This window comes from Vibrio splendidus (genome assembly GCF_003345295.1).
Lineage (GTDB): Bacteria > Pseudomonadota > Gammaproteobacteria > Enterobacterales > Vibrionaceae > Vibrio > Vibrio splendidus_K.
Genome location: NZ_CP031055.1, coordinates 150,478 through 170,676, shown reverse-complemented (window position 1 = coordinate 170,676; position 20,199 = coordinate 150,478). Strand labels below are relative to the sequence as shown.

Sequence of the window (20,199 nt, the reverse complement as noted above, 5' to 3'; positions counted from 1 at the left end):
ATATTTATAGTTCCATATAACGCGGTGACTTGAACTCAAACTGTAAAATACAAATACAAAAAACCCAGCTCTCAGGCTGGGTTTTCTTTTATCCGATCATGGCATCAAACTAACATAGTCGCCTATGATTCACTTGGCTCATCGATATCAATGCGAGTAACTCGCTGCAACCCTCTAGGCAGTAAACCACCACGACGACCACGTTCACCACGGAAGTTTTCAAGATCCGCAGGTTTCAAGCCAAGCTTGCGTTTACCCGCGTAGATAGTCAGCGTTGCATTCTCAGGGATAGCCATTAGATGCGAGACAAACTCTTCACGCTCTTTTGCTTTCGCAGAAGGAATATTGATGATCTTGTTACCCTTACCTTTGCTCAACTGAGGTAGGTCTTTAATCGGGAACAACAACATACGACCTTGGTTAGTAATCGCCAGAATCTGGTTAGTGTCCAAGTCAGCAATCGGGCTTGGCAACATCACTTCTGAAGCTTGAGGCAAGTTAACTAACGCTTTACCGCTCTTATTCTTAGACAGTAAATCACTACCTTTACAAACAAAACCATAACCCGCATCAGAACCGACTAACCACAGCTGTTCATTCTCTCCCATCACCACTTGGCGAATAGACGTACCAGGGCTGACGTTCAAGCGACCTGTAATTGGCTCACCTTGGCTTCGCGCCGATGGCAGTGAGTGAGATTCAAGGGAGTAGCTTCGGCCATCACTGCCGAGGAACACCGCTTGTTGGTTACTCTTACCCTTAGTGCTTGCTAAGAATTTATCACCTGATTTGTAGTTCAAGCCTTCAGCGTCAACTTCATGCCCTTTAGCATGACGAATCCAACCTTTCTCAGAAAGCACAACCGTAATTGGTTCGCTTGGAACTAAGTCACGTTCTGTTAGCGCTTTTGCTTCAGCACGTTCAATCAACGGTGAGCGGCGATCATCGCCATATTTATCTGCATCTGCTTGGATTTCTTTTTTGATCAGCGTATTCAAGCGACGCTCTGAACCTAGTAGTTTTTCAAGCTTTTCACGTTCAGCTTCAAGCTCTTCTTGCTCAGCTCGAATTTTAAATTCTTCTAACTTAGCTAAGTTACGAAGTTTAATATCGAGAATCGCATTGGCTTGAATTTCAGAAATGTTGAAACGGTTCATCAAAACAGGACATGGTTCATCTTCTGTTCTAATGATTTCAATCACTTCATCAATATTTAGATAAGCGGCAAGTAAGCCTTCTAAGATGTGCAAACGTGCCAGTACTTTATCTAAACGGTACTGCAAACGACGGCGAACCGTTGTACGACGGAACTCAATCCACTCTTTCAGGATTTGAACTAAGCCTTTCACTTGAGGGCGATTGTCTAAGCCAATCATGTTCAAGTTAACGCGGAAGTTTTTCTCGAGATCAGTCGAAGCGAATAGGTGACTCATCAGTTGGTCACAGTCGATACGGTTCGAGCGAGGAACTACGACGATACGCGTTGGGTTCTCGTGATCAGATTCATCACGCAGATCGTCAACCATAGGCAGCTTCTTAGCTCGCATCTGGTTAGCGATTTGCTCAAGTAACTTCGCACCTGACACTTGATGAGGTAAAGACGTGATAACAATATCAGAGCCTTCCTTGTGCCACACCGCGCGCATCTTGATGCTGCCACGGCCTGTACGGTAGATCTTTTCGATGTCCGACTTAGGCGAAATAATTTCAGCTTCTGTCGGGTAATCTGGGCCTTGAATGAAACCCATCACATCTGGAAGTTCAGCTTTCGGCGTATCAATCAAATGAATCGCCGCGTTCGCCACTTCACGTACATTGTGAGGCGGGATGTCGGTCGCCATACCAACCGCAATACCTGTGATGCCGTTAAGCAAGATATGAGGAAGGCGTGCAGGCAACATCTGAGGCTCTTTCATCGTGCCATCAAAGTTGGGTTGCCAATCAACGGTTCCCTGACCTAATTCACCGAGCAGAACTTCCGCAAACTTTGACAGTTTTGCTTCGGTATAACGCATCGCAGCGAACGATTTCGGGTCATCCGGTGCACCCCAGTTACCTTGACCATCCACCAATGGGTAGCGGTAAGAGAAGGGTTGCGCCATCAGTACCATCGCTTCGTAACAAGCAGAGTCACCGTGTGGGTGGTACTTACCTAGAACGTCACCAACGGTACGAGCTGATTTTTTATATTTCGATGCAGCGGATAGGCCTAGCTCAGACATCGCATAGATAATACGACGCTGTACTGGCTTCAAGCCATCACCGATATACGGCAATGCACGATCCATGATCACGTACATTGAGTAATTTAAATAGGCATCTTCGGTGAACTTGCGCATTGGCAACTGTTCAACGCCATCATATGTAATTTCGTTAGACATCCATTATACCTCGGCCATATCACCGTTAGTCTGTAGCCATGTACGGCGATCATCTGCACGTTTCTTACCAAGCAGCATGTCCATCATCTCGTTGGTCGCGTCGTTGTCATCAATCGTTAATTGAACAAGGCGACGAGTATTTGGATCCATAGTGGTTTCACGTAACTGAAGTGGGTTCATTTCACCCAGACCTTTAAATCGTTGCACGTTGATTTTGGCTTTCTTCTGCGATAGTCGCTCAAGTACCCCATCTTTCTCTGAGTCATCGAGTGCGTAGAACACTTCTTTACCGCAATCGATACGATACAGAGGAGGCATTGCCACATAGATATGACCCGCTTCAACCAAAGCATGGAAATGGCGAGTAAATAGTGCACATAGCAGTGTCGCGATATGAAGACCATCCGAGTCCGCATCGGCAAGGATACAGATCTTACCGTAACGCAGGCCCGACAAATCATCGTTATCTGGGTCGATACCCAGAGCAACTGAAATATCATGTACTTCTTGTGAAGCCAATACTTGGTCTGCTGACACTTCCCACGTATTTAGGATCTTACCGCGAAGTGGCATAACCGCTTGGAACTCACGATCACGTGCTTGTTTAGCAGAACCACCTGCCGAGTCCCCTTCCACGAAGAAGATTTCGGTACGGCTTAAATCTTGAACCGAACAGTCGGTTAGCTTACCCGGCAGTGCTGGACCAGAAGCAATCTTTTTACGTACAACCTTTTTGCTTGCGCGCATACGACGATGTGCGTTAGCAATACAAGCTTCTGCAAGTAATTCTGCTAGCTGAGGCTTTTCATTCAGCCACAAGCTGAAAGCATCCTTCACTACACCAGAAACAAACGCAGCAGTTTGACGAGAAGATAAGCGCTCTTTTGTTTGACCTGCAAATTGTGGATCTTGCATCTTCACCGATAGAACGTAAGAACAACGGTCAAAGATGTCATCACCCGTTAGCTTAACGCCACGAGGCAACAGGTTACGGAATTCACAGAACTCACGCATCGCATCAAGCAGACCTTGGCGAAGACCGTTTACGTGCGTACCACCTTGCTTAGTTGGTACTAAGTTCACGTAACTCTCGGTGATCATATCACCGCCTTCAGGCTGCCAAATGATCGCCCAGTTCGCCATTTCCGTTTCAGCAACGAATTCGCCAACATAAGGTTCTTCAGGCAATAAGGTATAACCTTTCACACCTTCAGCAAGGTAGTCTTTTAGACCATCTTCATAGAACCATTTATGCTCTTCACCGCCAACCTTGTCGATAAAGGTGATTTCTAAACCAGGGCAAAGTACGGCTTTAGCTCGCAGGTTATTAATAAGGCGTAAAACAGAGAACTTAGAGCTATCGAAGTATTTTGGATCTGGCCAGAAATGCACGGTAGTACCGGTATTACGGTGACCACAAGTCCCCGTAACAGTAAGGTCAGTTACAGCATGACCACCCTCAAGGGCGATTTCATGTACCTGACCGTCACGGCGAACCGTTACTTCAACACGTTTTGACAGCGCGTTTACCACCGAGATACCTACCCCGTGCAAACCACCTGAAAACTTATAGTTGTTGTTTGAGAATTTACCGCCTGAGTGGAGCTTAGTTAAAATCAGCTCAACACCCGAGATGCCTTTTTCAGGGTGGATATCAACCGGCATACCACGGCCATCATCGGTAACTTCTAACGATTGGTCAGCATGAAGCACAACTTTAATTTTCTTAGCGTGTCCCGCTAGTGCTTCATCGACCGAGTTATCAATGACTTCTTGGGCAAGGTGGTTTGGTCTTTCTGTCTCTGTATACATTCCCGGGCGGTGTCGCACGGGATCGAGACCTTCAAGTACCTCGAGGTCTTTTGCATTATATTGTTCAGTCATAATACGGAGTTTACTCAAAAAGTTTGCGTCTGTTCGCTGGCTCTAGTTTCACTAAAGCAGAATCATTACTATGAACCTTCATAGTAGAGCGAACGAGCGAAGTATTGGGGAATATAGTCTGGAAGCTGAGTAATGATGTCAAGCTAGTTCAAAAACTAAGACATCAAACTATGATATTTCACCATTGATAGATGAAATAACAGGCAAACAAGAGAAAATCACTCTGTTGATGAAACAGATTAGAGGTTTAGAAAAGTGACGATTTGTTGTGGGTAACGTTCAAAATCAACAAAGCTATGATCCCCGCCCTCTTCTACTGTCTGTGTCGCACCTTGGTACTTCTCTACCGCTTGTCGGTAATCCAGAACTTCGTCTTCCGTTTGCTGAAGTAACCAGAAGTCACTCGGCTTAGCGATAGCCGGAACCTCTAACGCCTTCAGTTCATCGATATGCTTTGTTTCCAGCACATATCGTTCATCTGTGTATGGGTTTACTTGCTCACCTAAATAATCAGCCAGAAGCTCATACGGCTTCACGGCTGGATTTACAACCACCGCCTTGAAACCATAGTGGCTATTTAACCATGTTGAAAGATAGCCACCCAACGAGCTACCAACTAACGCGATCTGATATTGATCTTTATATTGCTCCACCAGCTGCTGTAAATGCAGAGCTGCTTGCTGAGGGAAGCTCGGTAGTTGAGGCGCTACAACTTTAATATCAGCGCGATGCTCCGCACAGTAATCTGCCATCACATTCGCTTTGTGAGAACGTGATGAACTGTTAAAACCATGAATATAGAGAAGCAGCGATGGCTTAGCGGTTTGCTGATTAAAGTCCGGCATATTAGTAACCACCTGCATCAAAGTCTGGCGAGAACTGCCCATTAGGCAAGCGGCGAACCTGCGTAGTTACCGTTCCATCTTGGTGCAATTCAATCTCTCGCCAGCCTGGAGATAAAGTATCAACCGCAAAGTCGTTCGAGTTTGGTTTGAATTGAACACAAGTCGATGGGGTTGCCATGACTTGTACACCATGATGATTGCGATTCATATCTTGATGAACATGACCACAAAGTACCGCTTTCACATTGGTGTGCTGTTGAACCACATCCCAAAACTGCTCAGCATCTTTCAGGTTATGTTGATCAAGCCACGCACTACCGACCAGTAAAGGGTGGTGGTGCAGCAAAACCAAGGTGTTACGCTCAGGGAATTCAGTCAGCTTTTGTTCTAGTAGGTCAATCTGTTGATCACTAAGGCGTCCGTGAGGTACACCCACCACTTGCGAGTCCAGCATAACCATCTGCCAGTTATCGCCTAGCAAGACATGCTCAACACACTGTATTTGTGGTGATGGTAAAACACTGCCCATATTAGGCTTGAAGTCATGGTTCCCGGGTAGCCAGTAACATGGCTTTTCCAAAGGCTTTATCCCTGACTCAAATTTCTGGTACGACTCAGCACTGTGATCTTGAGAGATATCACCGGTAGCTAGAATCGCTTGATAGTCAAAGCCCTGACTAACAATGCCATCGACTACAGCACGAAAGCTATCTTGAGTGTTGATGCTTAATAAGCTGCCATTGCTCGGCGCAAATAAATGCGTGTCCGTTAGCTGCACAAGCTTAATAGTGCTCTCATCAAATTTTGAAGTGTGTGATAATTCCAAAATAACAAATCCAGATACGTTACTGTTTAGACTTTAAAAGTGTTGTTTAAGTAGGTTCAATTAAAAGGCAATTGGGGTTCGGCTGATACCCGTTTTTAAACAAAACGTTAACCATTCCCCAAGAAATTTATTCAATTGAAATTTCTCGTCCTTTTGCAAAAGCTTAGTGTTGGGGTAGTCATATTTCGCTTTAACTCGCGAAAAATCCCCGCTAGCGCACACTTCTGCAACTCGAGCGTCGTGATATAGCCTGACAGACATTTTTGGCAAAGGAAACACTGGCATCGCGTCACTCTGACATATATCTATTAAAGTGGTGTATTTTGTGACCTCATTCACTGTCAATTGATACACCATATTAACGGCTTGGTAACAGCGAACGTCACCAACCTCATGCCCAACCGGTAACAGAGCGTTAAGTTTGGCATAGTTAGTCTCGTAAACTCGCATCAATTCAGCAAGATCAACATGATACGGTTTTTTGACCGCTATATTTGGCATGACGTTAATCTATCCACTCTGACTGTAATTCTTGGTAGTTCAATTGTAGCCACTGTAGCGCAATGATCGTGGCACCATTTTCAAACACACCGTCTTTTACCAACTGATAAGCCGCTTCGCGACTCATAACTTGTACACGAATGTCCTCACCTTCGTAGTCCAATCCGTGTACCCCTTTGGCTGTCGTTGCATCAACACAGCCAACAAATACGTCGAGCTTTTCTGAACAACCGCCAGATGAAGGGTAATACGAAGTGATAGGCAATACAGATCCGACTTCAACGCCCGCTTCTTCCATCGCTTCACGTCGGGCGACATCTTGTGGTGATTCATCGGTATCAATAATCCCAGCAACAATTTCGTATTGCCATGGGTTCTCATGCTCTAGAGCACCAACACGGATCTGTTCAACGATCACCACTTCATCACGAATAGGATCATAAGGTAACAAAGCGGCAGCATGTCCACGTTCAAACATCTCGCGCTCTATTGGTTGGCTCCAGCCCCCCTCAAACAGCTTATGTTTAAATGTGTATTTAACCATTTTGAAAAAACCACGAAACAGCGTCTCTTTTGAGACTATTTCCACATCTTGAGGAGTAAACTCATGTCGTTGATTGTCATACTGTTGCATTTGGCACCTCACTAAGTGATCTTTATAGTTTACTCATTGTCCGAGTTAACTACCAAGGATAAGGTTCAACTTTTTATATAAAATTTATAATTAAAGTTAAGTTTTAAAAAATAAATATTGCACAAGTGGATAGTTAAATGTAAAAAAGTGCAAAGTTTCGAGTAAATTACCACCAAACTGGGTTAAACTCTTTTGAAGAAAATTCCATTAAAGGCAGGAATAGGAAAATGAAAAAACTGCTTCCACTATTTATCAGTGCAGCAATCGGCAGCCTGAGTTCATCAGCTTTTGCTGATACGCTAGCTGAAGTTTACGACCAAGCAAAACAGAACGATCCACAACTTCTTCGTTCCGCAGCGCAGCGCGATGCCGCTTTTGAAGCAGTAACGTCAAGCCGTAGTGATTTGCTACCACAAATTGATTTAAGAGCTAACTACGATATCAACCGTGGTGATTTAAGCGATAAAAACAATGACAATAACCAATGGGGAGCTGGGATTTACTTTTCTCAAGAGCTCTACCAACGCTCTTCATGGATCACGCTAGATACGGCAGAGAAAACTGCTCGCCAATCTGATTCAGCGTACGCGGCAGAGCAACAAGCTTTGATCCTACGTGTAGCAACGGCATACTTTGAAGTACTTCGAGCTCAAGATAACCTAGAATTTGTTCGTGCAGAGAAAGCCGCTGTTGCTCGTCAACTAGAACAAACAAAGCAGCGCTTTGAAGTAGGTCTTTCAGCAATCACCGATGTACATGATGCGCAAGCTCAGTACGATGGCGTTTTAGCTGATGAAGTTTTAGCAGAGAACACTCTGATTAATAACTACGAAGGTCTACGTGAGATTACAGGTCAGGAACACTCTAACCTAAGCATCCTAGACACTGATCGTTTCTCAGCAAGCAAATCTTCTGAATCTGCAGCAGCACTTGTTGAACAAGCAGAGCAAAAGAACCTGAGCCTTTTAGCATCTCGTATTTCTCAAGATGTAGCGAAAGATAACATCACACTAGCAAGTTCTGGTCACCTACCAAGCTTGACGTTAGATGGTAGTTACTCTCTTGCGGATCAATCAAATAGCTCAAATAATTACGACCAAGATAACCTAAACCTAGGTTTGAACTTAGTTGTACCTCTATATACGGGTGGTAATACAACTTCTTTGACTAAACAGGCTGAATACAACTACGTTGCAGCAAGTGAAGATCTAGAAGCCACTTATCGTAGCGTTGTAAAAGACGTTCGTGCATTCAATAACAACATCACAGCTTCGATCGGCGCTCTACGTGCTTACGAACAGTCTGTTGTCTCTGCTCAGTCTGCTCTAGAAGCAACAGAAGCAGGTTTTGATGTCGGTACTCGTACTATCGTTGACGTACTAGATTCGACTCGTCGTCTATACGATGCGAACAAAAACCTTTCAGATGCTCGTTACAACTACATCCTAAGTGTGCTTCAGCTTCGTCAAGCCGTCGGTACGCTAAGCGAACAAGACATCGTTGATGTAAACGCAGGTCTAAAAGTAGCAAGTAAGTAATTCTTAATTACTCAGTTACCGTTACAAAAATGCCGCTCATTGAGCGGCATTTTTATTATCTATTGAAAGCTAATTCTCAGCCTAACTCAAAGGTTAAGCCTTGAGACTAGAAAACGAGAAGGCTAAAAGTTAGCCTCGACCACCTTTAATCGCTTTAATGATTTCAGTCGTAGAGCAACCATCTTCAAAGTTAAGTACTTTCACTTCACCACCAGCCGCAATCACTTCTTCACCACCAGCAATCTCTTCAGGTTTGTAATCACCACCTTTCACTAGAATGCTTGGTAGAACCTCAGAGATCAAACGTTGAGGTGTATCTTCAGAAAACGGAACCACCCAATCAACAGCGCCTAAGCCAGCCAATACCGCCATACGACGATCAGTTGGGTTCACAGGGCGACCTGGACCTTTCAAACGTTTGACTGATTCATCGGTATTCACTGCAACGATCAAACGATCACCCAGCTCAGCCGCGTGGTTCATGTAAGAAACATGGCCGGCATGCAGAATATCAAAGCAGCCATTGGTCATAACCACTGTCTCGCCTTTCGCACGAGCACGCTTCACCGCTTCAACCAGTGCCGCTTCAGAGATCACGCCGTAGTCAGTGTCTTGGCTACCATGAATCGCTTCCGCTAATTCAATCGTAGACAACGTCGATGTACCAAGTTTGCCAACTACCACACCTGCAGCAGCGTTCGCTAATGCACACGCTTCATCCAGTGGCTTACCAGCAGCAACAGAAGCCGCGAGTACCGAGATAACCGTATCACCCGCGCCTGTCACGTCATACACTTCTTTCGCTTGAGTCGGCAAGTGGAATGGCTCTAAACCTTTGCGAAGCAAAGTCATACCATGTTCGCTGCGCGTTACCAACAAAGCCTCGAAATCAAACTCTTCGATTAACGCGAGTCCTTTTTCGATCATTTCATCTTCAGATTTTACTTTGCCCGCAACCAACTCGAACTCAGCCATATTTGGCGTAAGCAAAGTCGCACCACGGTAACGTTCAAAGTCTGCGCCTTTCGGGTCAATGAATACAGGAACCTTTGCCGCACGTGCTTTTTGAATGAAGCTCTGCACATGCTCCAAGGCACCTTTTGCGTAATCAGATAGGATTACCGAACGTACATTAGGAAGCGCTTGCTCCATGCGAGACAAAACAAGCTCGGGATCCGTGTTCTCAAATTTGTCTTCAAAATCAAGGCGGATTAGCTGTTGTCCTCGGCTCATCACTCGCAATTTAGTGATGGTTGGATAATCCTCTAACTCAACGAAATCACATTTAACTTTTAGTGCACCTAGGGTGTTTTTTAACACCTCAGCAGGCTCATCTTTTCCAGTCAAACCAACGATATGAGCATGCCCACCAAGAGAGGCAATATTCATTGCTACGTTGGCAGCACCACCAGGACGCTCTTCGTTATTTTCTACTTTCACAACGGGTACAGGTGCTTCTGGTGAAATACGGCCAGTTGGACCATACCAGTAACGGTCAAGCATTACGTCACCGACAACAAGAACGCCTGATTGGCTGTAGTCAGGTAGAATTGGTTTCATTATGGATCTCCAAAAATCGAATCTGGCTAGAGTCTAGCACACTGATTACAGTGGCTAAACCATATAAAAATGAGTAAAAGCCTATCAAGATAGACACATCAGTCACTACGCTATGACTTGGTTATGCTTCCATCCATTGCTTCCATGCTTGAACAACATGTTCCCTTTCCATCTCAAACTTCTCAATCGCCACATCCGCATCAAGGTTGAGTAGATTACGGTGATGGATTTCATCTCTTAACGTCGTATAGACGTTGGTTAATGCGATACCTTGCTGCTCGTCCATAATCCCCTGTGACAACAGGCTTTCAAAGATTCGTACATTGTCACACCAACGGGTGAGCTTAGGTTTTTCGTTGCTGTATCTCAGCACTAAGTATTGCGCCAAGAACTCAATATCAGTAATACCGCCCGCATCTTGTTTCAACATGAATCGATCGGCTTTTTTACCGCCTAAATGACCGCGCATTTTTTCACGCATATCCACAACGGACTTTTTGAGCGTAGCCTCATCACGAGCCAAGCACAGAACCTCATGGCGAGTTTTGTTAAATGCCGAAGCCAATAAGTCATCGCCGTAAATCATGCGAGCGCGAGTTAGAGCTTGGTGCTCCCAAGTCCACGCATCATTGTGCTGATACTCGTCAAAGGCATCCGTTGGACTAACCAATAGACCAGAGGCACCTGAAGGGCGCAGACGAGTGTCTACCTCATACAAAATACCGGAAGCGGTTCTCGTTGAGAAAATATGAATAATTCGCTGTGCCAACCTTAAATAAAACTGGCGTCCATCAATCTCTTTCTTACCGTCAGTATAGATGTGTACCGGGCAGTCGTGCATGAACACGATATCGAGATCGGAGTTGTAGCCCAGCTCCCAGCCGCCAACTTTGCCATAACCAACAACTGCGAAGCCGCGGCCTTCACGATCTTTTACATGAGTCGGTTCACCAAACTTGGCCGATACTTGTAACCAAGCTTGGTTAATACCCGCCTCAACAATCGCTTCGGCTAAATAGGTCAGGTGATCACTCACCTTCATGACTGGCAGAGCACCTGCAATATCCGCGGCTGCAATCCTCAAGATACAAGTCTGCTTAAACTGACGCAGACCTTCCATCTGTTGCTCCATATCATCTTCAGGAATTCGAGCTAGGTAATCTCTCAGTTCAGTCTTGTAAGACTCTAAAGGTACTGGATTATAGAGTTGTTGAGGGTCAATAAGTTCATCTAATAGAATTGGATAACGGCCAAGCTGCTCCGAAATCATCGGGCTCGCAGTACATAAACGAACTAACTGAGTTAACGCGGCTGGGTGTTCATCCAATAGCTCAAGGTAAGTGGTACGCGTGACTATTTTATGGAGAAGGTGCAACACTCGAGACAAGCCAAACTCTGCATCCTTGGCGGTGTACAACGCTTGGAACACTTTAGGCATCAAGCGATTTAAAACCTCCCGCCCACGTGGACCAAGGGTTTTCTTCGCTAAATCCGCTTTAAATTGGATAATGGTTTTCGCCGCTTCCAGCGGGTTAGCAATCGCGATGTCATGCTCAAGAACCTGCTCAATCACGTCTTGTTTATGGGCCATATCCCACAGTTCACTAAAGTGACTCGCGATTGGATTGGCGTCATCTTCATCGACACCAATCAGATCTTCGAACACAGTATGTACATTCGCCATATGAACACGAGTTGCCGTAATCAAACTATCCCAATCAGAAAATTGCATTGCGACAGCGAGCTGAAGTTGCTCGATCTCACCATCTGGTAAGGTTTGAGTTTGCTTATCAGACATCGCTTGCAATAAGTTTTCAAGGCGACGTAAAAACAGGTAGGCCTCACGTAAATGACCGACTTCTTTGGTCTCTAATAAATTGAGAGACTCAATAGCACTTAACGTCTCTAGTAACCCTCGACCACGCAGGCTAGGCTCGCGCCCGCCACGAATCAATTGAAAAACTTGCGCAATAAATTCAACTTCACGAATACCACCAGAACCAAGCTTGATGTTATTGGAGAGGCCACGACGGCGAACTTCACTGCTGATCATCGACTTCATTCGACGCAGAGATTGGATCGCACTGAAATCGATATAACGACGAAACACAAACGGGCGCAACATCTGGCGAAGCTCTTGATATTCAGGGTACATTTCACTACCCATCACTCGCGCCTTAACCATCGCGTAGCGTTCCCAATCTCGGCCTTGTTCTTGATAGTAATCTTCTAGCGCAGCGTAACTCATGACCAGTGGACCACTCTCACCGAATGGACGCAGACGCATGTCTACTCGATAACAGAATCCATCAAAGGTTTGCTGATCAAGCGCCTTGATAATCCGTTGCCCTAAACGCGTGAAAAATTGGGCGTTGGCGATACTTCGTCGTGCCCCTTGGGTTTCACCATTTTCAGGGTAAGTAAAAATCAGATCGATATCAGAAGAGAAATTAAGCTCACCGCCACCGAGCTTGCCCATACCGATGATCAACATCGGCTGCGCTTCACCCTGATCATTACAAGGTGTGCCCCACTCTTTACAGCAAATATCGTACTGCCACTGATAGGTCTCGAAGATCATCGCCTCTGCCAACATCGATAGATGGCTTAAGCTCTGCTCTAGCTCCCACTCGCCCAAAAAATCACGCCAAGCAATGTAGGTCATTTCTCGATTACGGAATTGACGCAGCACACGCTGGCCACTCATTTCATCGGCACAACCTGAAAGTAACTCGGCTAATCGCTGACGATACCCTTCAGCACGCTCTTCACATGCCAGCATATCAGGTAGAGAGTTGGATAAAACCGTATCACGCTGTAAGCAATCAGCAACAAAACAACTTAAACCGAGTACACGTTTAAGATCTTCAATCATTGGCTCTGGCCAAGCATTGATGGCTTCACTTTGATGCTCTAATAATTGCTCAAAAGCAGACTGGGAATGCGTGGTGAGTTGAGAAGGCAATGGCATGTTTCTTCCTTGTGTAAGCTGCGCGCCGAACAATTGGTTCTGTTCTTTAGTAAATAGTTTTAACAGGCAAGTTTAACAACGAGCTTTGAGAACCTGTTTTAATATCTAAGGATAAGTTATACCAAAGTTACGCCAATAAAAAACGCCCACATTAGCAATGTGGGCGTTTTATCGGTTAACTTATCGAATCGGGTCTTTCCTAGCTATCGAATACTAGAAGTACCTCTGAGGAATAAAAGCCAAGATCCCATGATTAAACCTTAAATTGTTTAATCTTACCGTCCAGTTCTTGCGCGTTGGTTTCCATGAGCTGAGAAGTCTCTAACAGTTCACCAACGACCACTACAGAGGCTTCAACAAGCTCACGAACATTCGTTAGGTTTACACTCATCTCTTCAGCAACACTGCTCTGTTGGCCTGCAGCGGTCGCGATCTGGAAGTTCATATCATTGATTTGGTTGACTTGGCTTACGATGCCATCTAGCTCTGAACCAGCATTGGTTACCAGATCAACGCCTTCAGCCGCTTCTACAACACTCTTCTCCATCAACTCTACCGCAGAATTAGCGCTGCTTTGTAGGTGACTGATCATATCTTGAATCTCGACTGTCGCTTGTTGAGTACGCTGCGCAAGGTTACGAACCTCATCGGCAACAACCGCAAAACCACGTCCCGCTTCACCTGCACGCGCGGCTTCAATCGCTGCGTTCAGTGCTAACAGGTTCGTTTGTTCTGAAATACCTTGGATAGTACCCACAACGCTACCAATTGAGTCAACGCGCTCTTCTACTTGGTTTACCGCTGCTGCAGATGCTGCGATATCTGAAGATAACTCACTCATCTTAGAAACTGAGCCTTGAACGAACTTCTGACCAGTCAATGCTTGGCCTGATGCCTGTTCAGTCAATGAAGAAGCACTTTGCGCATGCTCAGCGACAGTTTGCACGGTAGACGTCATCTCACTCATTGCTGTCGCTAGCTGATCGATCTCGTTGAACTCTTCTTGAGCCGAATCTTTGGTTTCTGACATGCTAATGGTCATCACTTCTGTCAGAGCGAATAGCTCGTCAGAAGAAGCCACTTGAGTTTTGATCATGTCGTTCAGTTGGACGCGAGTTTTTTCAAGCTCGCGTGCCACATCGCCGTATTCATCTTTACAGTCCATTTCAATCGGCACTGATAGATTCTTATCGGCCATGGTTTTAATGGCGTCATTAAGGTACTGAGTTTGGCGAAGCATAACGCGCGCCGCCGCTAATAGAAGAACCACAAACACAATGATCATCAAGGCTGTTTGCCAAGCCACTTGAACTAGGTAAGTCTCATAATGCTGCTGCGCAACTTGCGCATTATTGGTTACAGCAAGCAATGAATCGTAAAACGTACTTGCGTCCCATAACTGCTTCGAAATGATCAAGATAGTGCTGAATATCATCAGCATGACCATTTTTGGAACGAGACGAACGTCAGAGATTATCCTTTCCCACGGCTTGAATGACAGTTTAGTCATTGTCAGTTCTCCATTAATTCTTATATATTGATGGCTTCTATATCCGCGAGGTGGCTATTTCAGTCAAAGTTCGCGATTTATTTTGAGCCTCGTATGAATGTTAAATAGTATCAAAGACACAACCAAGCCGATGAGCTTATTATCACTGATTCTCTCTTTCTTAGCGTTATTTGTGATCTCAGGCTTATTGTTTGCACCGATTGATAAAGAATCAAAACAAGTTCTTATCGGCCTCGATTTTATAATCTGTAGTGTTTTTCTTTTTCAGCTCACGATTGATCTATTGAGATCACAAAATAAGAAAGAATATCTAAAAGTACACTGGATCGATTTCTTAGCAAGCATCCCAATGATCGAACCACTTCGTTTCGCTCGCATTTTTCAGATCCTGCGTGTCATTCTTGTGCTCCGCTCGGGTAAACGTGTTTTTAGAGAGCTGTTTCGTAATCGCAAAGAAACCACACTCGCCTCAATTATTCTGCTACTGGTTATTCTCCTAACCATAGGAGCAGGAACAATCCTGCTGTTAGAACACAAAGATCCCAATGCCAACATTACCACTGGCCAAGATGCTTTGTGGTGGGCTTTCGTTACCATCAGTACTGTGGGGTATGGCGACCATTATCCAGTAACGAGTTCAGGAAAATTAGTGGCGTCTCTGGTGATTGTTTGCGGTGTGGGTGTTTTTGGTATGATTTCAGGCTTGATTACTTCTCTGATCACCTCCCCAACTCACCATGAGAATCAACGAGCAGAAAACAAAGAGAAGCATCTTGAAAAGATCATAGAGCAACAACAAAAAATACTAGAGCGACTAGAAAAGCTCGAGCAACAAACAAAAAAATAGGGCCGAAGCCCTATTTTCAAATTCATACTTATACTGATATCGGTATTGAGTTTAGTCTTGCCAGTATGGCTCAACCTCAACGCTGATTTGTCGTGTCTGCTCCATCGCATGCAGAATAGACACTTCTTGGCGAGCCAACCAACGCTCTAGCTGAACTTTCTCATCGCCTTCCAACTTCTCAGTCAAAGGCTCCAATGTTTTGAGTGCCAGCAAGTCATCAATGCCTTGCACCATATCGGCCCATGGCAAGCGGAAGCTGTTTCGTTCATCGTCATTATACAAACTCGCAAAACCAACGCCAGAATACAAATTACGCATCAAACGGTATTGCTGATCAATATACGCTTGGCTGGTCATCACTCGCTCTGGCGGGAAAGCTTCCATCAAATCGGCCCATGTGCGATCGAGTTGCTGCACGGAAAACCATTCGATACCACGAGCCATTTGCTCACGTGCCTTTTCATCTAAGAAAGGTTGCCAGCCACGAGACAAGATCCAACGGCTCAGATCTAATAATAAACCGGTGTATCGAGCAGAACTCAGCAAGGTAAGCAGGTCTTCACGATCTGGCAGTTGCTCTTGCATCTCTTTAAGCTCAGCGACCAAGAACTTACGTGCATCTAGCTTACGCAGCACGTGGCCTTTATCTTCGAGCAAATCTTCGAAGTGGTCATAACTTTTTAGCCAATCAAGTTCTTGCTCAAGCCACTTAAGTTCTTGGCGTAAAATAGCACTCGCGCGTCTTGGAACAATATCACCATAGATAGTGAAGGTTTGACGAATAAAACTTAACGAATGGCTTATCTCATGTAACGCTTCAATCGATTGACGCTCAGTAAAAATCTGCTCGTGAGAGTGCCAATGAGCGAGAGCATGCTCTAAAGATTGAATGAAACACGATTCAACAGTATCACTTTTGTCAGTATCAACTAAGGTCAAAGGAGTGACTTCATCTCCTTGATAACCTTGAGCAAGGCGGTAACCTTTAGCAGCTTTGCTGAGATTCCCCAAACGCATGCCACCTTGTTCGCAGAATTGACGAGACAATGTAAATAGAGCATCCGTTTGACCCGATTTAAGTTCCAATTCGACTTCGCAAATCGGTTCTTGCAGATCGCCGGACTCAACAAAGCCTTGGTCGAACGCAACCTCAACCTGGCTGCCATCTGGCATACCAATCAACCACTGCTCACGAGTGAAGTTGGTAGAGAACAGAGGAGTCAGCTCAGCTTGCAACGTTTCGATGTCTTTACCCGCTGGCCAGATATCCTCTGGATGTAGGGCTAGCTTAGGTTCATTGCTATCGTGTTCTGCATTATATTCAGGCCTTTGATGCAGACCAGCAACCACACGACCAGCCGTCTTTACGGTTTGTACAAATACGTCATCAAAACGTCGAATACGCAAGCCAATATCGTGCTTACGTAGCCAGTTGTCAGGGGTGTCAAAGTAGATGTTACCTAGCTCGCGACAACTGTGCTGAAGTACTTTAGTTTCAGCAATTTTATTGCGTAAAGTCTCTGAAAAATCAGGAGAAACAAAAAACTTCAGTTCTATCTCGGTTTCCATAGTTATACCTTTCTGTGAAGATAGGGACAGGATATTGCCAATTTGAAAACTCAGCAAGTCAGAAATATCGCCCTTATGATGATCTAAAACAGTTTTAATGAGACATTGATTAGGTTAACATGCGCGACTTTGTAGCCATCGCTTAACATTTCACCATGAATATGGTGTATGTTGTTTTAAGGTTATTATTTATTAGGTTGGATGACCATGCCAGTAAATACAATTATGGGGTTATTTGCAAAGTCCCCAATTAAACCTTTGCAGCGTCACGTGGTATGCGTGAACGAATGTTGTTCTCACCTAGTTAATTTCTTTGAAGTTTCTTCAAAAGGTGACTGGGAGAAAGCATCTGAAATTCGAGCTCAAATTTCTCACCTTGAGAAAGAAGCTGACGTACTAAAACGTGAAATTCGCCTTAAACTTCCTCGTGGTTTGTTTATGCCAGTTGATCGCACCGATATGTTGGAGCTATTAACGCAACAAGACAAACTCGCAAACCTAGCGAAAGACATTGCTGGCCGTGTATATGGTCGTCAACTCGTCATTCCAGCTCCAATGCAAGAAAACTTCATCGCTTACGTTAAACGTTGTCTAGATGCAGCGAACCAAGCACAAAACGTAATCAATGAACTAGACGAATTACTTGAGACAGGCTTTAAAGGCCGTGAAGTAACACTCGTTGCTGAAATGATTCATCAATTAGATGTAATTGAAGATGACACGGACGCGATGCAGATCGAATTACGCCAACAATTAATGGCGATTGAAGACGATATGAATCCAGTTGACATCATGTTCTTATACAAAATTCTTGAATGGGTTGGTGGTATTGCAGATCAAGCACAGCGTGTAGGCGCTCGTCTTGAAGTAATGCTTTCTCGATCTTAAATCATACGCTAACTATATAACGAAGAGCATTTTTTAACCAAACCACTTATGCGCTGAGTATTCCTCTCGCTGAGCGGTTTTTTGCGTCTAAATTTGTTCCGCTTGTTATCAAACAACTAGGTATTACGATGGATATCCTTGCTAACTACGGCACTGTCCTGATTATTGTTGCAGCAGCTTTCGGTTTCTTGATGGCTATTGGTATTGGTGCAAATGACGTTGCGAATGCAATGGGCACTTCAGTAGGCTCTAAAGCTCTAACCGTTAAACAAGCGATCATTATCGCAATGATCTTTGAATTCGCAGGTGCTTATCTTGCGGGCGGCGAAGTAACAGACACGATCCGTAAAGGTGTTATCGAAACGTCTCTATTCGCTCATCAACCTGATGTACTTGTGTACGGCATGATGTCAGCGCTGCTGGCTGCTGGTACATGGTTGCTTCTAGCATCATACATGGGCTGGCCTGTATCAACGACTCACTCGATCATCGGTGCAATCATCGGTTTTGCTTGTGTGTCTGTAGGTACAGAAGCTGTAGATTGGAACAGCGTTCAAGGTATTGTGGGTAGTTGGATTGTCACACCGTTGATTTCCGGCATCTTCGCCTATCTTATTTTTGTCAGTGCCCAACGACTGATATTCGATACAGAAAATCCGTTGTTTAACGCTAAGCGTTTTGTGCCTGTGTACATGTTCATTACGACAATGGTCATTGCACTTGTAACAATTAAGAAAGGTCTTAAGCACGTTGGCCTTCACCTAAGCGGCACTGAAGCCTGGTTATGGGCAGCTGGTGTTTCTGCTCTAGTCATGGTTGGCGGTTACTTATACATTCAAAAGAAATTTGCTAATCGCGAAGAGGACCATGGCTTTGCTGGCGTTGAAGGTATCTTCAGCGTACTAATGGTTATCACAGCTTGTGCGATGGCATTCGCACACGGTTCAAATGACGTTGCGAACGCGATTGGTCCACTGTCTGCTGTTGTTTCAACGGTTGAGCACATGGGTGAAATCTCAGGTAAGAGCACTATCGCATGGTGGATTCTTCCACTAGGTGGTATTGGTATCGTTGTTGGTCTTGCTACTATGGGTCATAAAGTAATGGCAACCGTGGGTACTGGTATTACAGAACTAACACCTAGCCGTGGCTTTGCCGCTCAACTAGCAACGGCATGTACGGTTGTACTTGCTTCTGGTACTGGCCTTCCGATTTCAACCACGCAAACATTGGTTGGTGCGGTTTTAGGTGTCGGTTTTGCTCGTGGTATCGCAGCACTCAACCTAGGCGTTGTGCGTAACATCGTTGCTTCGTGGATTGTAACGCTACCTGCAGGTGCTCTACTTGCTGTTGTGTTCTTCTACGCAATTCAGGCTATGTTTACTATGTAATAGCCCTGGCGTTAGTAAATATTAGCGTCAGAAAACGGTGAGCTTCGGTAATGATATGTAAATACCATGTCATTATTGACTCAAACGCACAGAAAGGGAGGCTTTGCCTCCCTTCTTTGTTGCACCGCATAAAGAAACTAAATATTATTTGCTCATTGAGGCTGACTCATACGCCTACCCAATTTGAATCGTTAAGGGATTTACTGTGAAAAAACTGATTAGCTTAGTTTTGCTCGCAATGCTTGCGGCTCCAGCTGCCTTTGCACAAGACCGTTATATTGCTGACAAACTATTTACTTATATGCATTCTGGCCCAAACAACACATTCCGTATCATCGGTAGTGTTGATGCTGGTGAAAAGATTACTTACCTACAAACTAACAAGAGCACGGGTTACACCCAGGTTCAAGACAGCCGCGGCCGTAAAGGTTGGGTAGAAAGTAAGTTTGTAAGCACTCAAGAAAGCATGGCTCTGCGTATGCCTAAGCTAGAGAAAGAGCTGACTGAAGTTAAAGGCAAGCTAGCGAATGCTCGTCAAAGTGCTGACAGCGAAAAAGCTGGCCTAGCGAGCTCTCTAGACTCTCGTAACAAGCAAATTTCTGAACTTGAGCAAAACTACAGCGAGATTAGCCAACAACTTACGAGCTCTCAAACAGAGAACCGTGAGCTACGCGCTAAGCTAGACACTCAAAAAGATGATCTACTACTGAAATACTTTATGTATGGTGGTGGTGTTGCTGGTATTGGTCTACTTCTTGGCCTTGTCCTGCCACACATTATACCTCGTCGCAGAAAGTCACCAAACGGCTGGTCATAAGCTGATCACTCTACCTGTTTGGCTTATCTTACGCTAA

At 44.9% G+C, this 20,199-nt stretch carries 15 protein-coding genes; 5 read left to right on the top strand and 10 right to left on the bottom strand.

Going from position 1 to position 20,199, the window contains the following annotated elements; all coding sequences use genetic code 11:
• Window positions 1–122: 122 nt before the first annotated feature.
• From parC to nudF, 6 genes are all read right to left on the bottom strand, one after another.
• Window positions 123–2,381: a DNA topoisomerase IV subunit A gene (gene parC / locus DUN60_RS00695; protein ID WP_114632969.1), complete on the bottom strand. Its 2,259-nt coding sequence runs from the start codon at window positions 2,379–2,381 to the stop codon at window positions 123–125.
• Between the two features lie 3 nt (window positions 2,382–2,384).
• On the bottom strand, window positions 2,385–4,265 hold the full coding sequence (parE, locus tag DUN60_RS00690) for a DNA topoisomerase IV subunit B (protein ID WP_017077669.1): 1,881 nt from the start codon (window positions 4,263–4,265) through the stop codon (window positions 2,385–2,387).
• A 239-nt stretch (window positions 4,266–4,504) separates the two neighbouring features.
• A complete protein-coding gene (yqiA, locus tag DUN60_RS00685) occupies window positions 4,505–5,110 on the bottom strand; it encodes an esterase YqiA (RefSeq protein WP_114632968.1) in 606 nt (201 codons plus the stop codon).
• A gap of 1 nt (window position 5,111) precedes the next feature.
• The gene (gene cpdA, locus DUN60_RS00680; RefSeq protein WP_114632967.1) at window positions 5,112–5,936 is read right to left on the bottom strand and encodes a 3',5'-cyclic-AMP phosphodiesterase; all 825 of its coding nucleotides are present in this window, start codon (window positions 5,934–5,936) and stop codon (window positions 5,112–5,114) included.
• 60 nt (window positions 5,937–5,996) lie between these two features.
• On the bottom strand, window positions 5,997–6,437 hold the full coding sequence (locus DUN60_RS00675; protein ID WP_008222561.1) for a DUF1249 family protein: 441 nt from the start codon (window positions 6,435–6,437) through the stop codon (window positions 5,997–5,999).
• Between the two features lie 4 nt (window positions 6,438–6,441).
• Window positions 6,442–7,071 carry an ADP-ribose diphosphatase gene (nudF, locus tag DUN60_RS00670; RefSeq protein ID WP_065207220.1) on the bottom strand — a complete coding sequence of 210 codons (630 nt, stop codon included), beginning with the start codon at window positions 7,069–7,071 and terminating at the stop codon, window positions 6,442–6,444.
• A 227-nt stretch (window positions 7,072–7,298) separates the two neighbouring features.
• Here nudF and tolC point away from each other — a divergent pair, with 227 nt between their 5' ends.
• The gene (tolC, locus tag DUN60_RS00665; protein ID WP_065207219.1) at window positions 7,299–8,609 is read left to right on the top strand and encodes an outer membrane channel protein TolC; all 1,311 of its coding nucleotides are present in this window, start codon (window positions 7,299–7,301) and stop codon (window positions 8,607–8,609) included.
• Window positions 8,610–8,738: 129 nt separating this feature from the next.
• Here the strand turns inward: tolC and hldE are convergent, their stop codons facing one another.
• The 3 genes from hldE to DUN60_RS00650 form a co-directional block, all read right to left on the bottom strand.
• Window positions 8,739–10,169, bottom strand: a complete 1,431-nt coding sequence (gene hldE, locus DUN60_RS00660) for a bifunctional D-glycero-beta-D-manno-heptose-7-phosphate kinase/D-glycero-beta-D-manno-heptose 1-phosphate adenylyltransferase HldE (RefSeq protein WP_114632966.1) — start codon at window positions 10,167–10,169, stop codon at window positions 8,739–8,741.
• A 121-nt stretch (window positions 10,170–10,290) separates the two neighbouring features.
• Window positions 10,291–13,140 carry a bifunctional [glutamate--ammonia ligase]-adenylyl-L-tyrosine phosphorylase/[glutamate--ammonia-ligase] adenylyltransferase gene (glnE, locus tag DUN60_RS00655; RefSeq protein ID WP_114632965.1) on the bottom strand — a complete coding sequence of 950 codons (2,850 nt, stop codon included), beginning with the start codon at window positions 13,138–13,140 and terminating at the stop codon, window positions 10,291–10,293.
• Between the two features lie 253 nt (window positions 13,141–13,393).
• Entirely contained in the window at window positions 13,394–14,650 is a 1,257-nt protein-coding gene (locus DUN60_RS00650; protein WP_017084751.1) for a methyl-accepting chemotaxis protein, read from the bottom strand.
• 97 nt (window positions 14,651–14,747) lie between these two features.
• On the opposite strand from DUN60_RS00650, the gene DUN60_RS00645 reads away from it, so the two are divergent.
• Window positions 14,748–15,497, top strand: a complete 750-nt coding sequence (locus DUN60_RS00645) for a potassium channel family protein (RefSeq protein ID WP_054547832.1) — start codon at window positions 14,748–14,750, stop codon at window positions 15,495–15,497.
• Between the two features lie 51 nt (window positions 15,498–15,548).
• Here the strand turns inward: DUN60_RS00645 and DUN60_RS00640 are convergent, their stop codons facing one another.
• On the bottom strand, window positions 15,549–17,066 hold the full coding sequence (locus tag DUN60_RS00640; protein ID WP_114632964.1) for a CYTH and CHAD domain-containing protein: 1,518 nt from the start codon (window positions 17,064–17,066) through the stop codon (window positions 15,549–15,551).
• A gap of 207 nt (window positions 17,067–17,273) precedes the next feature.
• Here DUN60_RS00640 and DUN60_RS00635 point away from each other — a divergent pair, with 207 nt between their 5' ends.
• The 3 genes from DUN60_RS00635 (at window position 17,274) to DUN60_RS00625 (ending at window position 20,162) form a co-directional block, all read left to right on the top strand.
• Window positions 17,274–17,954, top strand: coding sequence for a TIGR00153 family protein (locus DUN60_RS00635; protein WP_004735960.1), 681 nt, complete (start codon window positions 17,274–17,276; stop codon window positions 17,952–17,954).
• A 128-nt stretch (window positions 17,955–18,082) separates the two neighbouring features.
• Entirely contained in the window at window positions 18,083–19,345 is a 1,263-nt protein-coding gene (locus DUN60_RS00630; RefSeq protein WP_017077661.1) for an inorganic phosphate transporter, read from the top strand.
• A gap of 205 nt (window positions 19,346–19,550) precedes the next feature.
• Window positions 19,551–20,162 (top strand): TIGR04211 family SH3 domain-containing protein, encoded by a 612-nt coding sequence (locus DUN60_RS00625; protein ID WP_054547835.1) that lies wholly within the window; start codon window positions 19,551–19,553, stop codon window positions 20,160–20,162.
• The last annotated feature ends 37 nt before the right edge of the window (window positions 20,163–20,199 follow it).